Origin of the sequence: Bacillus cereus (genome assembly GCF_025917685.1) — a bacterium.
Taxonomy (GTDB): Bacteria; Bacillota; Bacilli; order Bacillales; family Bacillaceae_G; genus Bacillus_A; species Bacillus_A cereus_AT.
This window is the reverse complement of the sequence record NZ_CP089518.1, coordinates 295,001-307,500: the sequence shown is the minus strand read 5'-3', so window position 1 is coordinate 307,500 and position 12,500 is coordinate 295,001. Positions and strand designations below refer to the sequence as shown.

The following is a 12,500-nucleotide window of genomic DNA, read 5'->3' as shown; positions in this document are numbered from 1 at the left end:
CTCCACATGTCACCATGCTTCCACCTCGAACCTATCAACCTGATCATCTTTCAGGGATCTTACTAGCTTACGCTATGGGAAATCTCATCTTGAGGGGGGCTTCATGCTTAGATGCTTTCAGCACTTATCCCTTCCGCACATAGCTACCCAGCTATGCCCTTGGCAGAACAACTGGTACACCAGCGGTGCGTCCATCCCGGTCCTCTCGTACTAAGGACAGCTCCTCTCAAATTTCCTACGCCCACGACGGATAGGGACCGAACTGTCTCACGACGTTCTGAACCCAGCTCGCGTACCGCTTTAATGGGCGAACAGCCCAACCCTTGGGACCGACTACAGCCCCAGGATGCGATGAGCCGACATCGAGGTGCCAAACCTCCCCGTCGATGTGGACTCTTGGGGGAGATAAGCCTGTTATCCCCGGGGTAGCTTTTATCCGTTGAGCGATGGCCCTTCCATGCGGAACCACCGGATCACTAAGCCCGACTTTCGTCCCTGCTCGACTTGTAGGTCTCGCAGTCAAGCTCCCTTATGCCTTTGCACTCTACGAATGATTTCCAACCATTCTGAGGGAACCTTTGGGCGCCTCCGTTACACTTTAGGAGGCGACCGCCCCAGTCAAACTGCCCACCTGACACTGTCTCCCGGGTCGATAAGACCCGTAGGTTAGAATTTCAATACAGTCAGGGCGGTATCCCACCAGCGCCTCCACCGAAGCTAGCGCTCCGGTTTCAATGGCTCCCGCCTATCCTGTACAAACTGTACCAAAATTCAATATCAGGCTACAGTAAAGCTCCACGGGGTCTTTCCGTCCTGTCGCGGGTAACCTGCATCTTCACAGGTACTATAATTTCACCGAGTCTCTGGTTGAGACAGTGCCCAAATCGTTACACCTTTCGTGCGGGTCGGAACTTACCCGACAAGGAATTTCGCTACCTTAGGACCGTTATAGTTACGGCCGCCGTTTACTGGGGCTTCAGTTCAGAGCTTCGCTTACGCTAACCCCTCTCCTTAACCTTCCAGCACCGGGCAGGTGTCAGCCCCTATACTTCGCCTTACGGCTTCGCAGAGACCTGTGTTTTTGCTAAACAGTCGCTTGGGCCTATTCACTGCGGCTTTCCGTTAAGAAAGCACCCCTTCTCCCGAAGTTACGGGGTCATTTTGCCGAGTTCCTTAACCAGAGTTCTCTCGCACACCTTAGGATTCTCTCCTCGCCTACCTGTGTCGGTTTGCGGTACAGGCACCTTTTATCTCGCTAGAAGCTTTTCTTGGCAGCGGGGAATCAAAGACTTCGCTCCATAAGGAGCTTCCCCATCACAGCTCAGCCTTCACGATAAGCGGATTTGCCTACTTATCAGCCTAACTGCTTGGACGTGCACAACCAATCGCACGCTTCTTCTATCCTTCTGCGTCCCTCCATTGCTCAAACGATAAAGAGGTGGTACAGGAATATCAACCTGTTGTCCATCGCCTACGCCTGTCGGCCTCGGCTTAGGTCCTGACTAACCCTGAGCGGACGAGCCTTCCTCAGGAAACCTTAGGCATTCGGTGGACGGGATTCTCACCCGTCTTTCGCTACTCATACCGGCATTCTCACTTCTAAGCGCTCCACCAGTCCTTCCGGTCTGACTTCACTGCACTTAGAACGCTCCCCTACCACTGATACCATTGGTATCAATTCGCAGCTTCGGTGGTGTATTTAGCCCCGGTACATTTTCGGCGCAGAGTCACTCGACTAGTGAGCTATTACGCACTCTTTAAATGGTGGCTGCTTCTAAGCCAACATCCTAGTTGTCTAAGCAACTCCACATCCTTTTCCACTTAATACACACTTTGGGACCTTAGCTGGCGATCTGGGCTGTTTCCCTCTTGACTACGGATCTTATCACTCGCAGTCTGACTCCTAAGGATAAGTCATTGGCATTCGGAGTTTGACTGAATTCGGTAATCCGATGAGGACCCCTAGTTCAATCAGTGCTCTACCTCCAAGACTCTTACACTTAAGGCTAGCCCTAAAGCTATTTCGGGGAGAACCAGCTATCTCCAGGTTCGATTGGAATTTCTCCGCTACCCACACCTCATCCCCGCACTTTTCAACGTGCGTGGGTTCGGGCCTCCATTCAGTGTTACCTGAACTTCACCCTGGACATGGGTAGATCACCTGGTTTCGGGTCTACGACCACGTACTAAACGCCCTATTCAGACTCGCTTTCGCTGCGGCTCCGTCTCTTCAACTTAACCTTGCACGGGATCGTAACTCGCCGGTTCATTCTACAAAAGGCACGCCATCACCCATTAACGGGCTCTGACTATTTGTAGGCACACGGTTTCAGGATCTCTTTCACTCCCCTTCCGGGGTGCTTTTCACCTTTCCCTCACGGTACTGGTTCACTATCGATCACTAGGGAGTATTTAGCCTTGGGAGATGGTCCTCCCAGATTCCGACGGAATTTCACGTGTTCCGCCGTACTCAGGATACATTCAAGAGAGAACGAAGTTTCGACTACGGGGTTGTTACCCTCTACGACGGACCTTTCCAGGTCGCTTCGTCTACCTCGTTCCTTTGTAACTCCGTATAGAATGTCCTACAACCCCAAGAGGCAAGCCTCTTGGTTTGGGCTAGATTCCGTTTCGCTCGCCGCTACTCAGGAAATCGCATTTGCTTTCTCTTCCTCCAGGTACTTAGATGTTTCAGTTCCCTGGGTCTGTCTTCCATACCCTATGTATTCAGGTAAGGATACCATACCATTACGTATAGTGGGTTTCCCCATTCGGAAATCTTCGGATCAAAGCTTACTTACAGCTCCCCGAAGCATATCGGCGTTAGTCCCGTCCTTCATCGACTCCTAGTGTCAAGGCATCCACCGTGCGCCCTTTCTAACTTAACCAAACTAAAATTAAAAAATATGAGCTACACTGTTATCTAGTTTTCAAAGAACATACATTTAAACTTGAGAGATAGTTCTCTCAAAACTGAACGAAACGAAACAAGTCAACGTTTATTGATGAACTGCGTTCATCAATTCTCCATAGAAAGGAGGTGATCCAGCCGCACCTTCCGATACGGCTACCTTGTTACGACTTCACCCCAATCATCTGTCCCACCTTAGGCGGCTGGCTCCATAAAGGTTACCCCACCGACTTCGGGTGTTACAAACTCTCGTGGTGTGACGGGCGGTGTGTACAAGGCCCGGGAACGTATTCACCGCGGCATGCTGATCCGCGATTACTAGCGATTCCAGCTTCATGTAGGCGAGTTGCAGCCTACAATCCGAACTGAGAACGGTTTTATGAGATTAGCTCCACCTCGCGGTCTTGCAGCTCTTTGTACCGTCCATTGTAGCACGTGTGTAGCCCAGGTCATAAGGGGCATGATGATTTGACGTCATCCCCACCTTCCTCCGGTTTGTCACCGGCAGTCACCTTAGAGTGCCCAACTTAATGATGGCAACTAAGATCAAGGGTTGCGCTCGTTGCGGGACTTAACCCAACATCTCACGACACGAGCTGACGACAACCATGCACCACCTGTCACTCTGCTCCCGAAGGAGAAGCCCTATCTCTAGGGTTTTCAGAGGATGTCAAGACCTGGTAAGGTTCTTCGCGTTGCTTCGAATTAAACCACATGCTCCACCGCTTGTGCGGGCCCCCGTCAATTCCTTTGAGTTTCAGCCTTGCGGCCGTACTCCCCAGGCGGAGTGCTTAATGCGTTAACTTCAGCACTAAAGGGCGGAAACCCTCTAACACTTAGCACTCATCGTTTACGGCGTGGACTACCAGGGTATCTAATCCTGTTTGCTCCCCACGCTTTCGCGCCTCAGTGTCAGTTACAGACCAGAAAGTCGCCTTCGCCACTGGTGTTCCTCCATATCTCTACGCATTTCACCGCTACACATGGAATTCCACTTTCCTCTTCTGCACTCAAGTCTCCCAGTTTCCAATGACCCTCCACGGTTGAGCCGTGGGCTTTCACATCAGACTTAAGAAACCACCTGCGCGCGCTTTACGCCCAATAATTCCGGATAACGCTTGCCACCTACGTATTACCGCGGCTGCTGGCACGTAGTTAGCCGTGGCTTTCTGGTTAGGTACCGTCAAGGTGCCAGCTTATTCAACTAGCACTTGTTCTTCCCTAACAACAGAGTTTTACGACCCGAAAGCCTTCATCACTCACGCGGCGTTGCTCCGTCAGACTTTCGTCCATTGCGGAAGATTCCCTACTGCTGCCTCCCGTAGGAGTCTGGGCCGTGTCTCAGTCCCAGTGTGGCCGATCACCCTCTCAGGTCGGCTACGCATCGTTGCCTTGGTGAGCCGTTACCTCACCAACTAGCTAATGCGACGCGGGTCCATCCATAAGTGACAGCCGAAGCCGCCTTTCAATTTCGAACCATGCAGTTCAAAATATTATCCGGTATTAGCCCCGGTTTCCCGGAGTTATCCCAGTCTTATGGGCAGGTTACCCACGTGTTACTCACCCGTCCGCCGCTAACTTCTTGAGAGCAAGCTCTCAATCCATTCGCTCGACTTGCATGTATTAGGCACGCCGCCAGCGTTCATCCTGAGCCAGGATCAAACTCTCCAATAAAGTTAGTTTGTCTAGCATCTAAAAATAAAAATTGACGTTCACGTTGTTTGTTTCGTTCAGTTTTCAAAGAACTTCTTTGTCGCTCATTTGCGACTTCCTTATGTTAACATCTTCGTTAGTTAATGTCAACTAAGTTTTTTTATTTCGTTTGCCGCGTTCTGCGTTATTGCATCGGCGACTTGTCCTATATTACACCTCTATACTCTAATCGTCAACACCTTTTTATAAAGAAATTTAATTTAGTACCTTTGCACTCTTTTAACTCTAGATAAGGACATACAAAGATTTCATTAAAATAGTAACCATCATCTACTTTTCTTTACCAATCTATTCTTCTAAATACTATTCAATTTAGGCACTTCTCTATTTCAAAGGACTCGCTTCCCTCATCTTACCGAACTCATACGATTGATTCTTTTCAGCTAAACTAGCAACCTTATTTTAACAATTAATAGTATATAATTAGAAAGTTGCTTTGTTTTTTATTACCGCTCCCTATTCCCCTTTGTTTATCAAATTGCAATATCAATAACATTCTATTAGAAACAGGTGACGATATGAAAGATATACGTATTCTTATAGCAGATGACGATAAAGAAATTCGAGACTTATTAAAAAGATATTTAGAGCGAGAATTATATATGGTAGATACTGCGATTAATGGCGAAGAAGCGTTGTACTTATTTAACCAAAATAACTACAACCTCGTTATATTAGATCTTATGATGCCGAAAGTAGATGGTATCGAAGTCTGCAGAAAACTTAGAGATACAACTAACATTCCTATATTAATGCTAACTGCTAAAGATCACGAAGTTGATAAAATTTTGGGCTTAAGTATAGGTGCTGATGATTATATTACGAAACCTTTCAGTATTCACGAAGTGGTTGCAAGAGTAAAAGCTCTTATGCGACGTTTTTTAGTTCTTGGAAGTAATACTAACGTACAAGAGAAAACAGCTTTAACATTTAAAGGACTAACTATCGATTTTAAAAAATACACAGTCCATACGAGCGGAAAAGAAATCAACTTAACTGGAAAAGAACTTGAACTATTAAAATTCTTCGCTTCAAACCCCGAGCAAGTATTTACAAAAACACAACTCTTTCGAAATGTATGGGACGATAATTATATAGAAGATGATAATACCGTTATGGTGCATATTAGAAAGCTTAGAAAGAAAATAGAAATCGATTCTTCCAACCCAAAATTTATTCAGACTGTATGGGGAATCGGTTATAAGTTTGTAGGTGAAAAGGTTGAAAAATGATAAGATCCTCTTCCTTATTTCATTACAACTTATCATTTGCGGCCTTTTAAATATACACATGGACCCAAAAATCAAAATATTTTTATTTATTACTCTCATCTTAATTACAATATATCTTTTCTTTTCAAGAATAAAATTTATTCAAAGTCGCGAATCAATGGTCGCTAAATTAAGCCGTGCACTTAAAGGGAATTTACAAACGAGGCTATTCACAAATAACGACCGTTCATTAAATAATATCGTGTTTTCAATAAACGAATTAATGACTGCATTAGAAAAGGGTCAGATTGAAGCAAGGAAATCCCAAGAAGCTAGAAAACAACTTTTATCTAATATCTCACATGATATCCGGACACCACTCACTTCTATTATTGGATATATTGATGCTTTAAAAGATGATGTCGCTACTTCTGAAGTCGAAAAGCAAGAATATCTTGAAATACTTTATAAGAAATCGAATGACTTAAAACATCTGGTCGATGAAATCTTTAATATGGCCAAGCTAGATGCTGATGAATTTCCATTAAAAGAAGAAGAACTCGATTTTTCTGAAGTTACTAGAGAAGTATTAATCGAATTTTTACCCGAGCTATCAAAACATAACATTGAACTACAAGTTCTCATACCAGAATCTACTTCTCCTATTATTGCAGATCACCTTAGCCTTATACGAATTATAGGTAATCTAATAAAAAACGCTATCCATCACGGAAAATCCGGAAAAATAGTAGGAGTCGAATTACTAGAAACCAATACAGAATATGAGCTTCTTATTTGGGACAAGGGACCCGGTATTCCAAAACATGATTTACAAAACGTATTTAAGCGGATGTACCGCAGCGAACAATCAAGAAATCCTTCTTACGGTGGTAGTGGCCTCGGACTTTCTATTTCTAAAGCGCTCGTTGAAAAAAGTGGTGGGCGTATATGGGTTGACAGTATTCCCCGGGAACGGACTACTTTTGGTTTTTCCGTCCCAAAACACACTACTTTTAAGAAATAGTTAAGAAATGATTAATATACAGTTAAACCTTCCTTTTTATTATGTAATTAAGAACTTATAGAAAGTAGGTGCCCCCTATAAATACAATTATAAAAACGACAAACCTTACTAAAGTTTATGGGAACCAAAAGTCAGTAGATAATCTAAATATAAATGTACAGCAAGGAGAGATTTATGGATTCATAGGGCGTAACGGTGCTGGTAAAACAACTACAATCCGTATGCTGCTTAGTCTTATAAAACCTACAAGTGGAAATATAGAAATATTTGGTGGGGATTTACTTCGGAATCCAAAAGACATTTTAAGAAGAATTGGTTCTATCGTTGAAGTCCCAGGATTTTATGAAAACTTAACTGCAAGAGAGAACTTATTAATTAATGCAAAGATAATTGGAGTTCACAAAAGGAACGCAATTGAAGAAGCATTAGAAATTGTAGGCTTGCAGCACGAAACAAAAAAATTAGTAGGAAAATACTCTTTAGGAATGAAGCAACGTTTAGGAATTGCACGTGCTCTTCTCCATTATCCTGAACTACTCATACTAGATGAACCAACTAACGGACTAGATCCAATCGGTATTAAAGAAATGCGAAAACTCATTAAATCTTTAGCTCAAGACAGAAGTATAACGATACTCATTTCTAGTCATATATTAGCTGAGGTGGAACAACTAGTCGATCGTATGGGAATTATTCATGAAGGCAGGTTATTAGAAGAAGTTTCTCTTGATACACTGCGTAAAGCCAATCGTAAGTACATAGAATTCCAGGTAAATAATGATAATAAAGCTGCGATGCTATTAGAAAAGCATTTTCAAATTTTTGATTACGAGGTACATGATGAAGGAAATATTCGCGTTTATTCTCACTTTGGACAGCAAGGACACATTAACAGAACGTTAGTTCGTAATGATATTGAAGTATTAAAAATTGTGATGAGCGAAGATAGACTAGAAGATTATTTCACCAAACTAGTTGGGGGTGGCGCAATTGGTTAATCTGCTTTATACAGAACTATTAAAATTGAAACGATCCAATATGTTTTTGATTAGTATTATCGGAGCAGGTGTCGCGCCATTTTTAGTGGTTGTAGCTTCTTATATACACCTGAAGACAAAGCAGCCTACTCCAACTATTTTATTTGGTCAACTGTTCACTGAAGTTAACCTATACACTACTTTAATTATAGGATTCCCCTTATATGGAGTTGTAATCGCTTATCTATTTACCCGTGAATACACGGAAGATACATTAAAAAACTTGCTAACTATCCCAATATCACGTATTAACTTTATTATAAGTAAGTTTATCCTTCTATTCCTTTGGATCATGATGCTAACTTTAGTTGCTTGGGCGCTAACTTTATTATTAGGGCTAGTAGGTAGCTTCCCTGGGTTTAGTATCACCTTACTTTTAGGCTCTCTCGTAAAATTTTTAATATGTGGTGGACTTCTCTTTCTTTTGTCTTCACCTATTGTACTACTAACTCTTGTAATGAAGACCTATGTACCACCTATTATATTAACAATCATTATTACAATGACTAACCTTATGATCGTAAATTCAAAACATAAAGATCTATTCCCATGGACCGCTACTCTAGATATAGCAAATAACGAATTACAACCGACTTATCCAACAGAGTATTCTTATATCATCATTGCAGTAACAGCTATTTTCGGATTTATTACAACACTATTCTATTTTAAAAGAGTAGATATTCATTAATTTATAGGAGTGAAAATATGAGCGATCTTATCATTGCCTTCATACTTGGCATTGTAGAAGGGTTAGCTGAATTTTTACCCATCTCTTCTACTGGCCATCTTATATTAGTCGGACATTTATTAGGTTTTGAAGGAGAAAGGGCAAAAACGTTTGAAATTGTCATACAGTTAGGGGCAATTTTAGCTATCGCGATTTTATATCATAAACGCCTTGTTTCTTTATGTAATATTAAACCCCTTCTACGGAAAGAGAAAAAATTCAATGCATTACATGTTTTTTTCGGGGTGTTCCCAGCAGTAGTTATTGGCTTATTATTACATGATGTTATTAAAGCATACTTATTCCAGCCGTATACTGTCGTAATCGGACTTGTAGCAGGAGCATTTCTTATGATTTTTGCAGAAGCAAAAAAAGCAGAGGTAACCGCTTTTTCACTAGATGATTTAACATACCGTCAAGCATTAACAATTGGATTATTTCAATGCTTAGCGGTATATCCTGGCTTCTCAAGAGCTGGCTCTACTATTTCTGGAGGTCTATTAGCGAAAGTAAATTATAAGGCTGCATCTGAGTTCTCTTTTCTCATTGCTCTTCCTGTAATGGTTGGAGCTACAGGCTTAGACTTATTAAAAAGTTGGAAGTATTTAAGTGCGGATGATATTCCTATGTTTGCTATAGGATTCATTACCTCTTTTATAGTAGCAATGCTAGCAGTAGTAACCTTCCTGAAGCTTTTAAAAAAGATAGGTTTAAAACCTTTTGCATATTATCGTATTTTGTTAGCCATTGTATTTACACTTTTCGTATTGCTATAGCTTCATATAAGTCACATATTATTAAACCGATATTCAAGGAATATCGGTTTTTATCTATTTCACCTCTAGTATTACTCACTTCAATATGGCATAGTGGATAATAGATCAACTTTAATAATCCGAATATTCTTTACTTATAATCAATACTTCATTAAAATATGTAACGTTAAAAGCTATATTTGAAATCCGAACCTAGTAATAGCATTTCTTCTTTATACACATATACTGAAGTAAAAATAAGCACCTCAATTGATTGAGTCTACCCATTACACCACGATAGAACTAACGTTCTCATCCCTTTGTTATACATCACTTTTTCCTTGTTTCTATATTTATGGAAGAGAAGTACGTGTAGGTTATACACTGCCGGGCATTGATCCTAACTTTATTGCAGCCCAAATCACAAATAGACTACACACCATTACCATACGAAACAATTCGAAAATTAAACATCCCTTCTATTAATATGGGCGTCTACGGGAAAAATGGTCATAAATGGACAGAAAGAGTTTATAAACCATATTCCTTCAGCTTATTACTTTTATTAATCCGTAATACAACAATTCAGATTTTAAATGACTACAAAACTATTACAAATAAGCAACTTGCCCAGGGCTTATAAAAAAATGAACTTTAACTAAAGTGAGGTAAATATACAAATGAATCCATTAGCACAATCATATTGGGATACTTATTGGGGAAACAGTGACAAACCGGAATCTGTTACAGCTTGGCAATTTGGTGATTCTCCTGATTATCTCGCTCAATTAGTCATTGATGGTGTGAAAACCGCAACCTGCTCCGGCCATATTTTTTATGAATTAGAAAATGAACCACTACCAACAACTAACGATTATAGTATTGTACTTAATAGTCAGGATGAACCTGTAGCTATTATTAAGACAATAGAAGTAACTATAATGCCAATGAATGAAGTGACTGAAGAATTCGCTATCGCTGAAGGCGAAGGCGATCGTACCTATAGTTACTGGAGAGATACCCATATTCAGTTTTTCACAAAGGAACTAAGCGAGCTTGGTCTTTGTTTTTCTGAAGATATGCTGCTCGTTTGCGAACGTTTTAAGCTTATCGATGTAAAAAACAAAGTGAAGCTATGATAAATAACGATTTTACCGGAAGTCCATGCTATATAAATACATTTATCTTTAAACAAATAAGCTTGTTATCAATGGATTTCTTGAGCCATTAATAACAAGCTTATTTCATCAAACACAAAAAAGACGAGTCATTCTGACTCGTCTTAAGGTTGCTTGGCGACGTCCTACTCTCACAGGGACAAGGTCCCAACTACCATCGGCGCTAGAGAGCTTAACTTCCGTGTTCGGTATGGGAACGGGTGTGACCTCTCTGCCATCATCACCAAACTATGAAGGCATATTCCTTCAAAACTAGATAACATTTGCTACATATTATATGGTTAAGTCCTCGATCTATTAGTATTCGTCAGCTCCACATGTCACCATGCTTCCACCTCGAACCTATCAACCTGATCATCTTTCAGGGATCTTACTAGCTTACGCTATGGGAAATCTCATCTTGAGGGGGGCTTCATGCTTAGATGCTTTCAGCACTTATCCCTTCCGCACATAGCTACCCAGCTATGCCCTTGGCAGAACAACTGGTACACCAGCGGTGCGTCCATCCCGGTCCTCTCGTACTAAGGACAGCTCCTCTCAAATTTCCTACGCCCACGACGGATAGGGACCGAACTGTCTCACGACGTTCTGAACCCAGCTCGCGTACCGCTTTAATGGGCGAACAGCCCAACCCTTGGGACCGACTACAGCCCCAGGATGCGATGAGCCGACATCGAGGTGCCAAACCTCCCCGTCGATGTGGACTCTTGGGGGAGATAAGCCTGTTATCCCCGGGGTAGCTTTTATCCGTTGAGCGATGGCCCTTCCATGCGGAACCACCGGATCACTAAGCCCGACTTTCGTCCCTGCTCGACTTGTAGGTCTCGCAGTCAAGCTCCCTTATGCCTTTGCACTCTACGAATGATTTCCAACCATTCTGAGGGAACCTTTGGGCGCCTCCGTTACACTTTAGGAGGCGACCGCCCCAGTCAAACTGCCCACCTGACACTGTCTCCCGGGTCGATAAGACCCGTAGGTTAGAATTTCAATACAGTCAGGGCGGTATCCCACCAGCGCCTCCACCGAAGCTAGCGCTCCGGTTTCAATGGCTCCCGCCTATCCTGTACAAACTGTACCAAAATTCAATATCAGGCTACAGTAAAGCTCCACGGGGTCTTTCCGTCCTGTCGCGGGTAACCTGCATCTTCACAGGTACTATAATTTCACCGAGTCTCTGGTTGAGACAGTGCCCAAATCGTTACACCTTTCGTGCGGGTCGGAACTTACCCGACAAGGAATTTCGCTACCTTAGGACCGTTATAGTTACGGCCGCCGTTTACTGGGGCTTCAGTTCAGAGCTTCGCTTACGCTAACCCCTCTCCTTAACCTTCCAGCACCGGGCAGGTGTCAGCCCCTATACTTCGCCTTACGGCTTCGCAGAGACCTGTGTTTTTGCTAAACAGTCGCTTGGGCCTATTCACTGCGGCTTTCCGTTAAGAAAGCACCCCTTCTCCCGAAGTTACGGGGTCATTTTGCCGAGTTCCTTAACCAGAGTTCTCTCGCACACCTTAGGATTCTCTCCTCGCCTACCTGTGTCGGTTTGCGGTACAGGCACCTTTTATCTCGCTAGAAGCTTTTCTTGGCAGCGGGGAATCAAAGACTTCGCTCCATAAGGAGCTTCCCCATCACAGCTCAGCCTTCACGATAAGCGGATTTGCCTACTTATCAGCCTAACTGCTTGGACGTGCACAACCAATCGCACGCTTCTTCTATCCTTCTGCGTCCCTCCATTGCTCAAACGATAAAGAGGTGGTACAGGAATATCAACCTGTTGTCCATCGCCTACGCCTGTCGGCCTCGGCTTAGGTCCTGACTAACCCTGAGCGGACGAGCCTTCCTCAGGAAACCTTAGGCATTCGGTGGACGGGATTCTCACCCGTCTTTCGCTACTCATACCGGCATTCTCACTTCTAAGCGCTCCACCAGTCCTTCCGGTCTGAC

The 12,500-nt window shown here is 43.0% G+C and carries 6 protein-coding genes, 4 rRNA genes and 1 pseudogene (2 of these 11 running past the window's edge); 7 read left to right on the top strand and 4 right to left on the bottom strand.

The annotated features are described in order from the left end of the window. Both LUS72_RS01680 and LUS72_RS01675 read right to left on the bottom strand, forming a co-directional pair. A 23S ribosomal RNA gene (locus tag LUS72_RS01680) occupies positions 1 to 2,888 on the bottom strand (it extends 34 nt beyond the left edge of the window). Positions 2,889 to 3,033: 145 nt separating this feature from the next. After that, positions 3,034 to 4,585: ribosomal RNA gene (locus tag LUS72_RS01675) — 16S ribosomal RNA — on the bottom strand. The 16S and 23S rRNA genes sit together here, the layout of an rRNA operon. Before the next feature lie 557 nt (positions 4,586 to 5,142). Here LUS72_RS01675 and LUS72_RS01670 point away from each other — a divergent pair. From LUS72_RS01670 to LUS72_RS01645, 7 genes and pseudogenes are all read left to right on the top strand, one after another. Beyond that, a complete protein-coding gene (locus LUS72_RS01670; RefSeq protein ID WP_097832697.1) occupies positions 5,143 to 5,856 on the top strand; it encodes a response regulator transcription factor in 714 nt (237 codons plus the stop codon). Next, a complete protein-coding gene (locus LUS72_RS01665) occupies positions 5,846 to 6,859 on the top strand; it encodes a sensor histidine kinase (RefSeq protein WP_264448514.1) in 1,014 nt (337 codons plus the stop codon). Before LUS72_RS01670 ends, LUS72_RS01665 begins: the two co-directional genes overlap by 11 nt. A 68-nt stretch (positions 6,860 to 6,927) precedes the next feature. Continuing rightward, positions 6,928 to 7,857: an ABC transporter ATP-binding protein gene (locus tag LUS72_RS01660; protein ID WP_264448513.1), complete on the top strand. Its 930-nt coding sequence runs from the start codon at positions 6,928 to 6,930 to the stop codon at positions 7,855 to 7,857. Next, on the top strand, positions 7,850 to 8,587 hold the full coding sequence (locus tag LUS72_RS01655; protein ID WP_141533536.1) for an ABC transporter permease: 738 nt from the start codon (positions 7,850 to 7,852) through the stop codon (positions 8,585 to 8,587). The genes LUS72_RS01660 and LUS72_RS01655 overlap by 8 nt, the downstream gene beginning before the upstream one ends. 17 nt (positions 8,588 to 8,604) lie before the next feature. After that, entirely contained in the window at positions 8,605 to 9,402 is a 798-nt protein-coding gene (bacA, locus tag LUS72_RS01650; protein WP_097832693.1) for an undecaprenyl-diphosphate phosphatase, read from the top strand. Positions 9,403 to 9,823: 421 nt separating this feature from the next. Beyond that, positions 9,824 to 10,024 (top strand): annotated as a pseudogene (locus LUS72_RS27215) (peptidase M20); the annotation flags it as partial. Between the two features lie 37 nt (positions 10,025 to 10,061). Further along, positions 10,062 to 10,520 carry an ASCH domain-containing protein gene (locus LUS72_RS01645; RefSeq protein ID WP_097832691.1) on the top strand — a complete coding sequence of 153 codons (459 nt, stop codon included), beginning with the start codon at positions 10,062 to 10,064 and terminating at the stop codon, positions 10,518 to 10,520. Between the two features lie 151 nt (positions 10,521 to 10,671). Here the strand turns inward: LUS72_RS01645 and rrf are convergent. Next, positions 10,672 to 10,787, bottom strand: a 5S ribosomal RNA gene (gene rrf, locus LUS72_RS01640). Between the two features lie 49 nt (positions 10,788 to 10,836). Next, positions 10,837 to 12,500 (bottom strand): 23S ribosomal RNA (locus LUS72_RS01635) (it continues 1,257 nt past the right edge of the window).

Coding starts and splice junctions, on each gene's coding strand:
- LUS72_RS01670 (WP_097832697.1), top strand. CDS start 5,143: ATGAAAGATATACGTATTCTTATAGCAGATGACGATAAAGAAATTCGA.
- bacA (WP_097832693.1), top strand. CDS start 8,605: ATGAGCGATCTTATCATTGCCTTCATACTTGGCATTGTAGAAGGGTTA.
- LUS72_RS01645 (WP_097832691.1), top strand. CDS start 10,062: ATGAATCCATTAGCACAATCATATTGGGATACTTATTGGGGAAACAGT.